The 16,271-nt window shown below is 37.4% G+C and carries 13 protein-coding genes, 1 tRNA gene and 2 pseudogenes; 8 read left to right on the top strand and 8 right to left on the bottom strand.

The genetic code is table 11. The features are described from left to right. Nucleotides 1-269 precede the first annotated feature (269 nt). Nucleotides 270-344, bottom strand: a tRNA-Arg gene (locus tag F8M42_RS02915). A gap of 347 nt (nucleotides 345-691) precedes the next feature. Then, nucleotides 692-1,969 carry a dicarboxylate/amino acid:cation symporter gene (locus tag F8M42_RS02920; protein ID WP_182187888.1) on the bottom strand — a complete coding sequence of 426 codons (1,278 nt, stop codon included), beginning with the start codon at nucleotides 1,967-1,969 and terminating at the stop codon, nucleotides 692-694. A gap of 724 nt (nucleotides 1,970-2,693) precedes the next feature. Between F8M42_RS02920 and F8M42_RS02925 the strand changes: the two genes are divergently transcribed. From F8M42_RS02925 to F8M42_RS02960, 8 genes and pseudogenes are all read left to right on the top strand, one after another. Then, nucleotides 2,694-4,394 carry a solute:sodium symporter family transporter gene (locus F8M42_RS02925; protein WP_182187889.1) on the top strand — a complete coding sequence of 567 codons (1,701 nt, stop codon included), beginning with the start codon at nucleotides 2,694-2,696 and terminating at the stop codon, nucleotides 4,392-4,394. Between the two features lie 52 nt (nucleotides 4,395-4,446). Continuing rightward, on the top strand, nucleotides 4,447-5,061 hold the full coding sequence (locus F8M42_RS02930) for a cytidylate kinase-like family protein (RefSeq protein ID WP_182187890.1): 615 nt from the start codon (nucleotides 4,447-4,449) through the stop codon (nucleotides 5,059-5,061). An 82-nt stretch (nucleotides 5,062-5,143) separates the two neighbouring features. Further along, the gene (locus F8M42_RS02935; protein ID WP_182187891.1) at nucleotides 5,144-6,313 is read left to right on the top strand and encodes a galactokinase; all 1,170 of its coding nucleotides are present in this window, start codon (nucleotides 5,144-5,146) and stop codon (nucleotides 6,311-6,313) included. Between the two features lie 156 nt (nucleotides 6,314-6,469). After that, nucleotides 6,470-7,459: a UDP-glucose 4-epimerase GalE gene (galE, locus tag F8M42_RS02940; protein WP_182188610.1), complete on the top strand. Its 990-nt coding sequence runs from the start codon at nucleotides 6,470-6,472 to the stop codon at nucleotides 7,457-7,459. 19 nt (nucleotides 7,460-7,478) lie between these two features. Beyond that, nucleotides 7,479-8,006, top strand: a pseudogene (locus F8M42_RS02945) (UDP-glucose--hexose-1-phosphate uridylyltransferase); the annotation flags it as partial. A gap of 95 nt (nucleotides 8,007-8,101) precedes the next feature. Continuing rightward, nucleotides 8,102-9,343: an IS256 family transposase gene (locus F8M42_RS02950; RefSeq protein WP_182185656.1), complete on the top strand. Its 1,242-nt coding sequence runs from the start codon at nucleotides 8,102-8,104 to the stop codon at nucleotides 9,341-9,343. A gap of 30 nt (nucleotides 9,344-9,373) precedes the next feature. Then, nucleotides 9,374-10,348 (top strand): annotated as a pseudogene (locus F8M42_RS02955) (UDP-glucose--hexose-1-phosphate uridylyltransferase); the annotation flags it as partial. Nucleotides 10,349-10,371: 23 nt separating this feature from the next. Beyond that, nucleotides 10,372-11,391: a LacI family DNA-binding transcriptional regulator gene (locus F8M42_RS02960; protein ID WP_182187893.1), complete on the top strand. Its 1,020-nt coding sequence runs from the start codon at nucleotides 10,372-10,374 to the stop codon at nucleotides 11,389-11,391. A 134-nt stretch (nucleotides 11,392-11,525) separates the two neighbouring features. Here F8M42_RS02960 and scpB read toward each other — a convergent pair whose 3' ends face one another. Genes scpB through argR form a run of 6 tightly spaced genes read right to left on the bottom strand, consistent with a single transcriptional unit; the run spans nucleotide 11,526 to nucleotide 16,269 of the window. Then, the gene (scpB, locus tag F8M42_RS02965) at nucleotides 11,526-12,032 is read right to left on the bottom strand and encodes an SMC-Scp complex subunit ScpB (protein ID WP_182187894.1); all 507 of its coding nucleotides are present in this window, start codon (nucleotides 12,030-12,032) and stop codon (nucleotides 11,526-11,528) included. After that, entirely contained in the window at nucleotides 12,022-12,759 is a 738-nt protein-coding gene (locus F8M42_RS02970) for a segregation and condensation protein A (RefSeq protein ID WP_182187895.1), read from the bottom strand. The genes scpB and F8M42_RS02970 overlap by 11 nt, the downstream gene beginning before the upstream one ends. 56 nt (nucleotides 12,760-12,815) lie before the next feature. Further along, on the bottom strand, nucleotides 12,816-13,451 hold the full coding sequence (locus F8M42_RS02975; protein ID WP_182187896.1) for a site-2 protease family protein: 636 nt from the start codon (nucleotides 13,449-13,451) through the stop codon (nucleotides 12,816-12,818). A 23-nt stretch (nucleotides 13,452-13,474) separates the two neighbouring features. After that, nucleotides 13,475-14,026, bottom strand: a complete 552-nt coding sequence (locus F8M42_RS02980; RefSeq protein ID WP_182187897.1) for an NUDIX domain-containing protein — start codon at nucleotides 14,024-14,026, stop codon at nucleotides 13,475-13,477. Nucleotides 14,027-14,062: 36 nt separating this feature from the next. Further along, a complete protein-coding gene (gene recN, locus F8M42_RS02985; protein ID WP_182187898.1) occupies nucleotides 14,063-15,757 on the bottom strand; it encodes a DNA repair protein RecN in 1,695 nt (564 codons plus the stop codon). Between the two features lie 59 nt (nucleotides 15,758-15,816). Then, the gene (gene argR, locus F8M42_RS02990; protein WP_182187899.1) at nucleotides 15,817-16,269 is read right to left on the bottom strand and encodes an arginine repressor; all 453 of its coding nucleotides are present in this window, start codon (nucleotides 16,267-16,269) and stop codon (nucleotides 15,817-15,819) included. Nucleotides 16,270-16,271: the final 2 nt, after the last annotated feature.

The following is a 16,271-nucleotide window of genomic DNA, read 5'->3' on the forward strand; positions in this document are numbered from 1 at the left end:
AAAATTTAATTTTCAAAAACCTAACTTATTTTTATAAAAAATCTGTCTTGACAAAGGGGTTCACTTTATGTGAAGCTGTCACGTATAAAGAATAGTAAAAATATAGATGTCAGCGAAAACACAATTAAAAAATATATCAGTAAATTTTTTGAATGTATAAAAATAGACGATTACAAAGCAAGAAAAATCCTTATAGCAGAATTTCTTGACAAGGTAATCGTCAGTGTTGACAAGGTTAAAATCTATTTCAACATAAAGTTTAGTTTTAATGGTGCGCCCGGTGAGAATCGAACTCACGCCTTCGGCTCCGGAGGCCAACGCTCTATCCACTGGGCTACGGGCGCATAAATAACCAATAATCATAAAGAACAGCTAATATTATATCATAGATTTCCAGATATTTCTATATAGACCTCTAAATATTGATGAATTAAGCATTATATTTTCATTTATGCTCTAGTTTAGAGGCAGATATTTGTCAGAATATGAAAATAGTAAGGTAATAAATTTATAAAACTAATGTTATCTATTTAACAGAACCTTATATTTAATCGATAAAATAATTGATCAAGTGCTCTGTGAGAGTAATATTATTGGAATAAGGTACCGAAACGAATGAATTATTACGGCACCTTATTCTAATAATATTTTATGGACATTATAAAATTAATTGCATATTATTTAACGATGTTTAATGAATTTTGGGAATGGGATTTAATTGGAAATTTTCGGTATAAGATTTATCGAAAGTTTCTTTTGTGAGTTCTTTCTCCCAAAATGCTACGATGACAGTAGCAACACAGTTGCCACAGACGTTACAGGTTGTACGGATCATATCAAGAATACGATCTATACCTAAAATAATTGCGACACCGTCTGCCGGTAAATTAAAGGCCGTTGCTGTAGCGGCAACAACAATAAAACCTGCCCCGGGAACACCGGCAATACCTTTAGTGGAGAGCATTAAGGTCAGCATGATTAAGATTTGTTGCCCAATGGTAAGAGGAATGCCGTATATTTGGGCTATAAATAAGATTGCAGCTGAACTGTAAAGTGTAGACCCATCCAAATTAAAAGAGTAACCGGTCGGCATAATAAATGTGACTATGTTTTTAGGAACGCCTAGTTGTTCAAGGCGCTGCATGGCAATAGGCAAGGCGGCTTCACTGCTGGCGGTTGAGAATGAAAGAAGCAATGCTTCTTGTACGGCTTTAAGTACATGAAAGAAATTCATATGGGTTATAAGACTGGCTACAAGCATCAGAATAAAAATAAAAAGCAGTGTTGCAAAAAGTACTGACAAAATCAGTTTACCAAGTGGAATAAGCATTGCGATACCAAAACTGGAAACAGTATAGGCAATCATGGCGAAAACGCCAATAGGTGCAAGGCTCATGACATAGCCGGTAACTTTGAACATAGTTTCGGCCACACTGCGGCAGAGTGAAACAATCTTTTCGCCTTCTTTACCTATATGGGCAACGCCCACACCAAAGAAACATGCAAAGAAAATTATTTGCAGCATATCATTGCGGGCAAAAGCATCGACAATATTTGTCGGTATGATGTGTAAAACATAATCGACCATATTGATCGTTTTGTGGGCAGCTTCTGCTGCCTTTGCTCCCGCATCTGCAGTTACCGGAATGTTCACACCGACACCAGGGTGAGCCAAATTTATAACGATGAGTCCGATGGCCAGTGCAACTGTTGTAGCAAGTTCAAACCAGATAATTGCCTTGCCGCCCAAACGACCTAGTTTTTTAAAATCACCTGTGCCGGCTATGCCCATAATTAAAGTGCTGAAAATCAAAGGAACAATAATCATTTTTATCATACGAATAAAACCATCACCGACAGGTTTTAGGTTTTTACCTATTTCTGGAAAGAAATAACCAAATGCAGCGCCTAAAATGAGTCCTATTAAGATTTGTGTACTCAATCCAGGTAATTTTTTTCTTAATTTCATAACAAACTTCCCTTCATAAATGTATTTAATTGCTGTAAATAAAATGCAAATGTATACTGTCTATAATAATCAGTTAAACTGCAAATAATAATTTATGTAAATTTGTAGTTTGAATTAATAAATACAGATTATATTGCATTTTGACCTTTATAATAACATGAAACATGATAAAATAATTTATAATACACAAATAAATATTTTATTACGTTTTTTTAAAATATGCAAGAAAAAATAGTTTGTATTATGTATACATTAGAAATAAATTTTTTATAGTAAAATTAGAGATTACTGCACAGTATAAATCTGGCTTGTTCTTGTTACGCGAATACTCGCCTTTTTAAAAGTGGATAATGAGAATAGAATATCACAGATATTTATAAATAAAAATGGTCATACATGACACCACATTGATCTTTGCACAAGTGGGGAAAATTTAGAAATTATTAAATTATCTTTACTTTTATTTTAATAAAAGATATAATAGGTTATAAAGTAAACGTTTACAAAAAAGTAAAACTCAAAAAATTAGATTTAAAGGGATTATCGCCCATGAAAATCGTGTATTATGAATTTATTCATAGCTGGCAGATTTAGATTTTCGTATGGCTGGTTTTGTTAATTGATATGGAGTGATTATTATAAGAAATATTAGTATTCAGCAATAAATAAAAAATTCTATAATATGGTATTAGTTTAGATAGGTCTTTTTGAAGGAGGATTAATTATGCAATATTTAACAATAATTACTTTTGTCCTTGCGATAGCAATAGTAGGTGTATATACTTATCGCAAGATGAAAAAAGGACAAAGTGCTTCTGGATCAGAGGATAATTATTTTTTGGGAGGCCGCAGTCTTACTTGGGGCGTAGTAGGTATGTCGCTTTTACTTACAAATATGAATCCAACGCAATTTGTTGGTATGAGCGGGCAGGCTTTTAGCCAGAATATGAGCAATATGGCATATGAAGTGACTTCAGGATTCGTTTTGGCTTTGGTGGCACTTCTTTTAGTACCGCGCTATCTTAAACAAGGTCTTACGACTATACCGCAGTTTTTGGAATATCGTTATGATAAGCAGACTAAATCGATAGTTTCCATATTATTCATGATATTATTTATCATTAATATTATTCCTACTACTTTATATGCCGGCGCTATTGCGTTAAGTCAGATATTTAATGTTCAGGAGCTTTTTGGCATAACTTTTGCCCAGGGAATATGGCTTACTGTCTGGATCGTTGGAATAATAGGATTTTTTTATGCAATTCTGGGCGGCTTGAAAGCTGTGGCAATTTCTGATACATTTAATGGTATTGTACTTGCCATTGGCGGGGCACTGGTTCCTATATTTGCCTTGATCCAAATGGGGCATGGACAATTTTTAACAGGGTTGTCACAATTTTTGTCTACTTCCCCAGAAAAATTTAATGCTATTGGTGGAATAGGTGATGCCGTTCCTTTTAATGGTGCAATAATAGGGTTATTACTGGTTAATTTCTATTATTGGGGGACAGATCAATCTATTATACAACGGGCTTTGGCGGCAAAGAGTCTGGAACATAGTCAAAAAGGTGTTATGTTATGCGGTTTATTGAAAACGTTTACTCCGCTATTGGTCATTATTCCGGGGATTATGGCATTTCAGATGATTGGGAATGACGGGTCGCCGGCGGACACTATGTATGCAAAATTAGTTTTGCGGGTATTACCTACCTGGCTCATCGGTTTGTTTAGTGCAGCGATGTTTGGTTCAATATTAAGTGTCTACAACGGTGTTTTGAATAGTGCCGCGACTTTATTTGCCATTAATGTTTATAAACCACGCTGGGGGCAGGGAAAGACGGATAAACAAATAGTAATTGTCGGGAAAAAGTTTGGTATTTTGATAGCTATTATTTCAATGATCATTTCACCGATGATAATGTATGCACCAGCAGGTTTATTTCAGTTCACGCAGACTTTATCGGGATTTTTTAATGTGCCGATATTCACAATTATTTTTATGGGATATGTTACGAAAAGAGTACCAGCCATTGCTGCTAAGGTAGGCTTGTTTTTCTTTATTTTAGTTTATGGTATATTGCAACTTATCATCCAGCCGGAAATGTCATTTCTATATCAGTTATTGATTTTGTTTATTATAACTTGTTTTATAATGATGATTATCGGAAAAATAAATCCCCGCAGGGAAGATTTTGTTTTGGAAACATATAATGTTGTCGATTTGAAACAATGGAAACATCGCTATGAAGCAGCCTGGTTTATAACTTTCTTAGTCATATTCTGGTATGTAATATTCTCACCGCTGGGACTGGCAAGTGCACAGGGACTAGGTACGCATACATTAGGCTGGTTAGGTGTGGGTGCTGTGGCATGTATTCTGGGGTGTGTTATTACTAAGAAGAAATTTGCTGTGGAAGAATAAAACAATGGTTAATGGGAATAATATAACTAAGTAATAAAAAGGGGATATTTTTATGAGTGAAAAACCGCTCATCATCACAATAAGCAGACAATATGGTTCAGGAGGACGAGAAGTATCACAAAAACTTGCAACTAAACTTCAAATTCCACTTTTGGATAGAAAGATAATAGATACGGCTATAGAAAAATTAGGTGTACAAGAATTGCCACCGCATTATTTGGAATCTCTGGAGCACAATGTCGGCGCAGGCTATGAATTTGTACCTTTTGTTCCATTCGGGGTAAGTGGTATGCCCAGCAGTACGGATATGTTTTTTGCTGAAGTAAAAGTTATATATGAACTGGTCAAACAAGGTCCATGTGTGATATTGGGCCGATGCGCTGATGTAGTATTAAAAGATTATCCCAATAAATTTTCTTTTTTCATTTGTGCCGATGCAAAATTTCGTGAACAGCGCGGTAAAACTGTTTATGGTGGTAAGACGCTGAAAGAATTAGATCAGGAAGATAGTAAACGCGCCGAATATTATTATCGTTTTACCGGACACAAATGGGGGCGCGGTGACAATTATGATTTATCTATCAATACATCTAGATTGGGTATTGATGGAGCTGTTGATTTAATTACTAAATATATTAAAACCGTAGAAAAGCAGCCAGAAGCGTGATGGAAATTGTTGTTTTGTGAAAGTATGCCATTAGATTATGTTAAGACAATAATTTAGTCATTGATTATAGGAGTGTAGATAAATGGATATTGTAGAAAAAGTAAAAAGTGAGTATAAAAAACACTATGAGTCTGATGCAGAAAAATTATTCTTTTCACCGGGCAGAGTAAACTTAATAGGTGAGCATACTGATTATAATGGGGGACATGTATTTCCCTGTGCAATTTCGTTAGGTACCTATGCGGCGGCGGCTCCGCGAACAGATAGTAAAATTTCTTGTTATTCGCTCAATATGGCGGAAAAAGGTATAATTACTGCTGATATAAATTCTATTACCAATAAGAAAGAACAAGATTGGGCTAATTATTTGTTAGGTGTCATAAAGATATTCCAAGAGCACGGTTTTGTATTCGGACATGGTTTTAACGTGGTTATATATGGTAATTTACCTGGCGGGGCAGGGCTTTCTTCATCAGCATCATTGGAAGTCTTGACAGCAATGATATTAAAAGAGTTTTATGGACTGGCTATTGATAGGTTGGAAATGGCTAAGCTGTGCCAAAAGGCAGAAAATCAGTTTGTCGGAATGAATTGCGGTATTTTGGATCAATTCGCAGTGGCAATGGGGAAAAAGGATTATGCCATGTTTTTGGACTGTAATACTTTGAAATACCGTTATGTAAAATTGGAGTTAGCAGATTGCTGTATAGTAATAACCAATACAAACAGCAAGCATAGTCTGGTTGATTCAGCTTATAATGAAAGACGCAGTCAATGCGAACAGGCACTGGCTGATATTAAGCAATTGAAAAAAGTAGATAGTCTGGGAGAACTTAATGAAGCAGAATTCAACCAGGTAAAGCCGGCAATCAAAGATCCGATATGTGTGAAACGGGCACGCCATGCTGTATTGGAAAACCAAAGAACAATAAAAGCCGTGGCGGCACTGGAAAACAGTGATATAGCATTGTTCGGTAAGTTGATGAATGAATCACATGTGTCGCTGCGTGATGATTATGAAGTTACTGGCAGGGAACTAGACACCTTGGCAGAACTTGCATGGCAGCAAAATGGTGTAATTGGGTCGAGAATGACTGGCGGTGGATTTGGTGGTTGTACTGTCAGTATTGTAAAAAATGACTGTGTGGAATCATTTAAGCACAATATAAGTGAAAAATATACGCAGATAATAGGTCATAAACCGGATTTTTATGTGGCAGACATAGACGATGGTACAAAGATCATAAAATGATGGAGTTTAAGTGTTTTGATAATTGTAAGACAAAGCCGGTAAAATTATAGGCAGTTTATATGTAATTATTATCTGTCCTGCGAAATGCCGATATGTTTTAGGGTGTTTTGTCAGGGCAGATGATTTTATATGGAAAATAAAAATGAGGGTGAAAAAATGGCAGTATTGGTATGCGGCGGGGCAGGTTATATTGGTTCACATATGGTAGATAGATTGCTGCAAGAAGGAGAAACACCGATTGTCGTTGATAATTTGCGTACAGGACACAGACAAGCTGTACCGCAAAATGTGAAATTTTATCAAGGGGATATCCGCGATGCACTTATTTTGGATAAAGTATTTACTGAAAATAAAATAGAGGCAGTGATTCATTTTGCTGCATGTTCATTGGTAGGAGAAAGCGTAGAAAAACCATTACTGTATTTTAATAATAATGTATATGGAATGCAGGTACTGCTTGAGGGCATGGTTAAATATAAAATAGATAAAATAGTTTTTTCTTCTTCGGCAGCAACTTATGGTGAACCTCAACGGGTGCCGATAGAAGAAAGCGATCCGACTGAGCCAACTAATCCATACGGAGAGTCAAAGCGCATCATGGAAAAGATGATAAAATGGGTAAGTCGGGCACATGATATCCATTATGTTTCACTGCGTTATTTTAATGTGGCAGGGGCGGCAGAAGATGGACATATTGGTGAAGCACACAATCCAGAAAGTCATCTTGTGCCGATAATATTGCAAGTACCGTTGAAACAACGCTCGGTGATAACTGTTTATGGTGACGATTATCCGACTAAGGATGGCACATGTATAAGAGATTATGTCCATGTGACCGATTTGGCAGATGCACATATGCGGGCCTTGAATTATCTGCGGAAGAAAAATCCCAGTGATATTTTTAATCTTGGCAGCGGCAACGGATTTTCTGTAAAGGAAATGATTGAAGCGGCAAGAAAAGTTACAGGTGATCCGATAAGAATTTTGATTGGCAAGAGACGTGCCGGTGACCCGGCACAACTTGTGGCATCCAGTGAAAAGGCAGGTAAGATATTGGACTGGCGACCGCATTATACAAATATGGAGGATATAATACGAACTGCATGGAATTGGCATAAAAATCATCCGAATGGTTTTGATAAATAGTTGTATATGAGGGGTTTGTATGGACATAAATCATGAAATAAACAGATTACTTAATTTTGCACTGCAGAAAAAGCTCATAAAAAATTTTGATGTAGTATATTCGGTTAATCTTCTGCTTGACGTGCTTGAAATAGAAGAATACCTACCGGAAAATATAACTGAGCAGCTAGCTGAAGTATCCCCCATATTGGGGGAAATGCTTAATTATGCAGTAGGCCGTCATATTATTGAAGATACGGCGGCACAGCGGGATTTGTTTGATACGCGGATAATGAATTGTGTGATGATGCGTCCGGCAGAAGTTATTGCGCAGTTTAATGAATATTATACTCAGTCACCGCAAGCAGCAACCAAGTTTTTTTATAATATGAGTGTAGCATCAAACTATATAAGAAAAGCCAGAGTGGATAAAAATATCATTTGGAAAACCCATACAGATTATGGTGATTTGGATATTACAATAAATTTGTCAAAACCGGAAAAAGATCCCCGGGATATAATGCGGGCAAGAGCGGTTAATTCAACGGCTTATCCCAAATGCTTATTATGGGGAGTGTATAATAAACTGTGTAAATAGGAAAGAAACAGTTTAGATATACACCCCAGTTGGGGAAGTCAAACACATGCGGAGGTAATAAATTTATGTCAAAGAAACAACCCACACGTGGCGAATCCCTGGCTAAAGCGATTATCAGTGAATATAAGCCAAAAAACGTCGAAGATATGCAAAATGCGCTTAAAGATGTTTTTGGGCCTATGTTCGAGGCCATGCTGCATGGTGAAATGGAAAATCATCTCGGCTATGACAACAATGAACGTGGTGAAAAGGAAACCGCCAATCGCCGCAACGGCTACAACCATAAAACTCTCAAAACATCCGCAGGTGAAGTCCCGATTAATGTCCCTCGTGATCGTGACGGTTCTTTTGAGCCGCAGGTTGTGCAGAAGCGGCAGACCGATGTTTCCTCGATTGAGGGCAAGGTGCTTGCTATGTATGCTCGTGGCATGAGCCAGCGTGACATTTCATCGACGATCGACGACATCTATGGATTCAAGCTATCAGCTGGACAAATTTCCAACATCACAGATTGTGTCTTAGATGAATTGAATGAGTGGCAGAATCGACCGCTGAAAGCTTTTTATCCCTTTATCTTTGTGGATTGCATATACGTTTCTATGCGTACGGAGCAGGGCGTTTCTGACCAGGCTGTCTACGTTATTCTGGGGTATGATCTAAACGGCGGGAAAGATGTACTGGGCTTATGGACGGGCGATACAGAAAGCAAGCATCGCTGGATGCAGGTGTTCGATGAAATAAAATCCCGGGGTGTTCAGGACATAGGCTTTATTTCTATGGACGGTGTAAGTGGTCTTGAAGATGGCGCTAAAGCGATCTTCAAAAATGTTGTGGTGCAGCGCTGCATTGTACACCTCATCCGCAACTCTCTGAAATACGTACCCAGTAAGGATTACAAAGCCTTTACAGCGCAGCTAAGGAAAATCTATGGTGCCATCAACCTGAAAGGAGCACAAGCTGCATTTGAACAGTTCTGTGACGCGTGGAGCAAATATCCTGGTGCCATCCGCGTGTGGAAGGATAATTTTCGGCACGTGGAACAGCTTTTTAACTATGGTAGTGATGTGCGTCGGGTTATGTACACGACCAATGCCATAGAAAGCGTTAACTCGAGCTTCCGCAAGGTTACGAAACAGGGCGCTTTCAGCAATGAAACAGCTATTTTTAAAGTGTTTTATTTACGGATTAAGGAACTTTACCAAAAATGGCGCGGTCACTCCATTCGCAATTGGGCCATGGTGATGAATCAGCTGGTTATTGACGAACGGATCGGCACCATGGTACAAAAATATCAGGCTTCAACTTAAAATCATTTACACACTTTACTTGACAATCCCTTATGCCGTGAAAATGAAGGATTTGCCGGTTATGTAGGGCATCCGGCAAGGCAGACACTTCGCCTTATACCGCTTAATCTGAATAATCATGAATGGTTTTTGCAGTATTCGCCATATACTTATTACAATGAGCATTGTATAGTATTGAATAAAGATCATATCCCAATGAAAATATCAAAAAAAACTTTTGAAAATTTGTTGGCTTTCGTTGATTTATTTCCACATTATTTTATCGGTTCTAATGCAGATTTGCCGATAGTAGGCGGATCAATATTATCACATGATCATTACCAAGGCGGGAATTATACTTTTGCTATGGCCAAAGCACCAATAGAACGGACATATCATATAAAAGGATTTGAGGATATAGCAGTGGGGCGGGTAAAGTGGCCGATGTCAACTATCAGAATAAGCAGCAGTGACAAAAAACGTTTGACGGAACTGGCGGTACGTATACTGGAAAAGTGGCGTAATTACTCGGATGAAACAGTTGATATTCTGTCCCAAACGGAAGGGATAGAACATAATACGATTACACCTATTGCACGCATGCAGGAAGATAAATATGAAATAGATTTAGTGCTGCGTAATAATCGTACGACTAAAAAGTATCCTTTAGGAATATTTCATCCGCATAGTGAAGTACATCATATAAAAAAGGAAAATATTGGTTTGATAGAAGTAATGGGGCTGGCTGTTCTGCCGGCGCGTTTGCAGGTCGAACTTGTCAAATTGGAGCAGGCGCTTATCCGGAAAACGGTGGATGTGAGCAATGATGAAATACTAGCTAAACATGCCGATTGGTATAAAATTTTATACAAAAAATATGCAGGTAATATTGACAAAAATAATATTACTGATATTGTTAAAAGTGAGGTGGGAAAAATATTTTTGCAAGTGCTTACTCATGCCGGTGTCTTCAAACGAGACGAAAAAGGTGTTGGGGCATTTGAGAAATTCATAGCCACTTTATAATATTGCTTAAGGATGATTAGTTGATGAAATCTACAACGATAATAGATGTGGCGAAGCAGGCAGGTGTGTCAGTGGCAACGGTTTCCCGGGTTGTGAATGGCAATTATCCGGTGAAGGAGGAAACAAAGAAAAAGGTAATGGATGCAGTTAAGGAATTGAATTATGTGCAGAATATTCAGGCACGTGAGCTTAATACGCGTCAATCTACTACCATAGGTGTAGTGGTTCCAAGCTTGTTCAACATGTTCTTTGCTGAAGTGTTTGATGGTATAGAAGAATATGTTAAGCATTATAATTATTCAATGCTGATTACCTGTGCAAAGGATAGTGCTATTAAGGAAAAACAGTGCATGCAGGAATTGTTGTCACGTAATGTTTGTGGAATTATTAATATATCACCGAATACTTATGCTGTTGAAATATCTTTTTATGATCAGATTGCCAAGAGAGTGCCGATGGTTTTTATAAATAGTTATATTAAACGTCCGGAGATATCATATGTTTCTAATAATGAAGCTGCCGGGGCAGAGATGGCAATGGAGCATCTTTTAAAATTGGGGCATCGCCAGATACTTTTTATTCGTGGTGTAAGCAGCGATTCTTACGAGATAAAAGAAGAAATTTATCGCAAAATGATGACCGGACACGGACTTAAGCCAAGTGTATTGAATATTGGTGAAGGTAATATTGAAAAAACTGTTGATAATACACTGTCAAAGGTTATGATGGCGATAAAGAGCGGAGTAAAAATAACGGCTATATTTGCCTGCAACGATTTGATGGCAGTGGGGGCGATAAATGGTTGTCATCGCCTGGGGTTGAAAGTACCTGCCGATATATCTGTAATAGGGTTTGATAATATAGCATTAAGTAGATTTATTGAGCCTAAATTAACTACAATAGATCAAAATATGGCTTTACTAGGGCAGTCGGCGACGGCGCTGCTGATAGAAAAAATCGAATCCCATAATACTACAAGTGATGAGATAATATTAGAAAATACTTTAATAGAGCGTAATACAACGGCATCGGTAAAGCATTGATATGTGTATATGGATGTGAGGGTTTTAATAATATTGAAATAATGGCGGGTTGCCTGTTTCAATATTATTTTTTTATAAAAAAAACGGCATAAGTGATAATCCTGTGAATGTAAATGGACTATTACTTATGCATATTAAGTTGGTAATGCTGGCAGCTGATCGATGTCACTTAAACCGAAACATTTTAAAAAAGTATTGGTGGTTCCATATAAAATTGGTCTGCCAACTACTTTTTTTCGACCGATTTCCTGAATGAGTTCTCGTTCTAAAAGTCTGTTAATGACATTATCAGCACGTACTCCGCGGATAGCTTCAACTTCCTGTTTGGTTATCGGTTGTTTAAAAGCAATAATAGACAGTGTTTCCAGAGCCGGTGCTGATAATTTTTTATCGGTCATTTCCGTTAATTTTTCCAGATATGGTGACATTTCAGGCTTAGTGCACATCTGATATGAATCAGCAATTTTTTTTATTGTCAAGCCACGTCCGGTACCGTTCATGTCATTTTGCAGTTCTGCAATCAATGCATCAATGCTTTCTTGATCAATTCCTAAAATGGAAGATATTTGATTGCAAGAAAGAGGATCACCGCAGATAAAAAGCATTGCCTCTAATGGAGCCTTTAATTTTTCATAAAACATTATTATCATTCCTTAAATAGATATAAATAGGAGAAAAGGAAAGAGCTTGTTTTATATTTATTCTTTTTAATTTTGCCAGTTCCAATACAGCTAAAAAAGAAACAATCATTTCACCTTTTGTACTGTCAATGGCAAAAGCTGCCGTAAACAGGATGGCCTTTTTTGCTGTTTTCTGTAATAAAGTAAGGATGAACAGCATTTTATCTTGTACGCTGAATTTATCGCGGGCAACTTTTTGTATGTTGTTTTGCGATAATTGTCCTTCGATTACATTTTGAAAGGCCTGCCAGAGTAAATTTACATCGAGATTTTCCGGGGGCAGATGTTGAATTGGTGGTAGATCAGTGGCACGGTAAAAGATATGGCCTTGTGTTATGGACATTTTATCTAGGACGCTGCTTACTTCTTTGAAACGACGATATTCTAACAGGCGTTGGACTAATTCCTGACGGGGATCTTCATCTATTTCATCTTCATCAGCAATATTGGGTTGTTCCGGCAGCAAAATGCGCGATTTTATTTGCAGCAGTGTAGCGGCCATCAATAGAAATTCACTGGCAACATCAATATTAAATTCACGGAATTGATCAAGGTAAGTGAGATACTGATCAGTAAGTACGGCAATTGGAATATCATAGATATCTATTTTATTTTTTTCAATTAAGTGCAGTAAAAGGTCCAATGGGCCTTCAAATGCATTTAGATGCACCGTATATTCTTCAACCATAGTGCGAACAAAACCTCCTGTAAACGTGACCAAGGGGAATTGACATGCTGCAATACTTAAATTGAAACTAGTATTGCGATAAGCAGCCTTATGAAATCGATAATAGGGATAATAAAAATATTGAGAAAACTTCCCAATATAGGGGTATTGGCGGCCATAATAAATATGAGAAAGATAAAAAGGCTGTAACGTTCGATTTGAGCATATTGGCGTGCCATGTTATATGGTAAAATATTCATTACTATTCTTGAACCATCAAGTGGTGGAATCGGCAGCATATTGAACACGGCAAAGTTTACATTATAGATTATTATCATCCATAAAACTTGATTTACCCAATGCTGCATATAACCTAATTTGTAAATAAACACCCATAATATAGCTGCTAATACGGCAGAAATAATATTGGATGCCGGACCAGCTAAAGAAACTAATATGTCGTCTCGGCGGGGTTTTTTAAAGTTGCGGGGATTTATCATAACGGGTCTTGCCCAGCCAAATCTGAAAAAAAACAGGGTGATAAGTCCCCATGGGTCAATATGTGCTATGGGATTAAGTGTAAGACGTCCTTGCAGACGTGGTGTAAAATCACCACAGTATACAGCTGCTCTGGCATGAGCATATTCGTGCACTGTCAAAGCAATTATAAGACCCGGAATCCCAAAAATCATCTCGGGGCCAAAACCAAACATAGAAACCTCCTGTTGCTGAAAAATCAGCGTGTATTATTTTTTATTCTATCAAGTAGAAGTATTGCTGCAATAGATTTTGCATCAATTATCTCATTATTATAAATCATTTTTATGGCTTTGGCTAATGGAATACGCAATAAATGAAGAAATTCATCATCGTCAGGGTGCATTTTTCCGGCCACAAGCTTTTCAGCCAGATAAATATGAATATATTCATTAGAAAATCCTACAGTAGTGGCAATAGTAGTGAGTTTGGTGTATTTATTGGCACTGTAGCCGGTTTCTTCGCTTAGTTCACGCTTGGCACACTCAAAAGGATCCTCTTGTGGTGAATCAAGTTTGCCAGCGGGAATTTCCAATGTGACCTTATCAACGGGATAGCGATATTGACGTACCATGATAATATCACCGCTGTCAGTATAAGGAATGACAGCAGAGGCACCAGGATGTTTTATCCATTCACGTGAAGCTGTGTGCCCATTTGGCAGGGTGACAACATCTTTTTTTACATGTAGTAAGTTGCCGTCAAATACATTTTCTGATGAAAGTTTTTTTTCAATTAGATCTTCATACATATTGTTCATCTCCAGATAAATTTCAAATGAATTATGTTAATTTTTTTTTAGCTGATTTTTTTTTAAGCGGGCGTTGTTAATCATTTCCATGGCATTATCCAGAGAAGCCGGTGTTACATCTATACCTGAGGCCATCCGGGCTATTTCGTTGAGTTGTTCACCAGCAGACAGTTGTTTTATGCGGGTTATAGTGTGGTTATTTTGGATATATTTATCAATATAAAAATGAGCATCAGCCATACAAGCTATCTGTGGTAGATGAGTTACGCAAAGTACCTGTTTAAAAATTGCTATTTTGGCAATGCGTTCAGCTACCATTTGTGCTGTTTTACCACCAATACCGCTGTCTATTTCATCAAATACCATTATACCAAGGTCATCATTGGCAGCGGTAACAGTTTTTATAGCCAGGGCGATACGTGATAATTCTCCGCCGGAGACAACTTTCTGCAGTGGTTTTGTTACTTCACCAAGGTTGGCGCAGAACATTATTTGCGCTGTTTCGGTTCCGTTAGGTGTGTAGTCTTTTAAATCGTTTATTTGAATATTGAACTGTGCATTAGGCATGCCCAAATCCAATAATTGTGCTTTTATAGCTTGGGATAGTTTGGCTGCCGTTGTCTGGCGCAATTGCTTTAATTGCACAGCGGCAGCCTGTAATTTCTTTGTTGCTGCAGTTAATTGCTGACGCAGTTCGGTTATTATTATATCGTGATTTTCAATTTCATTCAGTTCAGCTTTAATTTTTTCCTGGTAGTTCAAGACATCGGTTATTGTCGGACCATACTTACGGCAGAGACGTTCGATGTCATCACTGCGGTGCAGCAGTTGATTAAGCATATCGGGATCATATTCAATATTGTCGGCATAGTCGCGGACATCATATGATATTTCTTGCAATTGTATGTAAATATCATCTATTGTTGTTTTAGAATCGGCAAAGTGTTTATCAAATTTTTCTAATGATGCAAGATTTTTTTGTATAGAAGATAATAATGTGAGCAGGGAGATGTCAGTATCATTGGATAGTGTGGTGCAAACGGATTTTACCAGATCGGCAATTTTTTCGCTGTTGGAAAGTTTTTTAATTTTTTCTTCTAAATGGATATTTTCATCAGGGTTAACAGCCAGTGTATTTATTTCATTATACTGCCAACGGAGCATGTCCAGACGGTTGGTATAGTTTTGTGAATCAGTTAATTTTTGTTCTAGATTTTTTTGGGCTGCAATATATTGCCGATATTTTGCCGTATAATCGGCAATACAAGAAGCAAAGTTGGGTGAAGCACAGTCGATGATTGCTAATTGTGCTTCTGGACGCAGTAGTGATTGATTTTCATTTTGACCGTGAATATCAATAGTCAATTCACCCAGAGCTTTGAGTATGGTTAAGGTTACCTGACAACCGTTTATCTGGATGATGTTTTTCCCATTTTTGTTTACTTGGCGCACTACAATAAGTTCATTTGATTCGTCAATAATAGCGTTGTCGGACAAGAAAGCATGTATTTTGTCACTATTTATATCATAAACAGCTTCAACACGTAAATAATTACCACCATTTCTAATGGAATCAGTGTTGGAACGCTGTCCCATCAGAAGTCCCAAAGCACCAAGCAATAGTGATTTACCAGCGCCTGTTTCTCCGGTAAATATATTGAGTCCCTCATCAAAATGAACTTGTATATGCTCAATCAGAGCAAGGTTCCATACAGTCAATGTTTTTAGCATATAGAAATATCCTTCTTTAATATAAACATTGGTTGGTTAAAATAGATAAAATTTATTCATCAGTTCATAAATTTTTCTAATTTTTTTAATACTTTCTCCACTGCGGATAACGGTTTAATGATGATTAATATATTATCATCACCGGCCACTGTACCAATTATTTCCGGCCATTTGGCATAATCTAAAGTCGAGGCAACGGCATTGGCTGCACCGGGCAGGGTCTTTATGACTATGATATTTTCACTAAAATCAATATGTATTACACTGTCATGAAAAAGTCGTTCCATGCGATTTTTAGAAAAAAAGAATTTTTTGTCGGATGGGCAGGCATAGCGATATCTGCCGTCATCGGTGGGAATTTTTATTAGCATCATTTCCTTGATATCACGGGAAACAGTAGCCTGGGTAACGTCTATATGGTGATTACGCAGCGCTTCAGCTAATTCTTCCTGGGTTTCAATAATGGAATTTTCAATGATGCTTTTAATTTTTTCATGTCTCAATGATTTCATGT

Source organism: Pectinatus frisingensis, from assembly GCF_014076555.1.
Classification (GTDB): domain Bacteria; phylum Bacillota; class Negativicutes; order Selenomonadales; family Selenomonadaceae; genus Pectinatus; species Pectinatus frisingensis.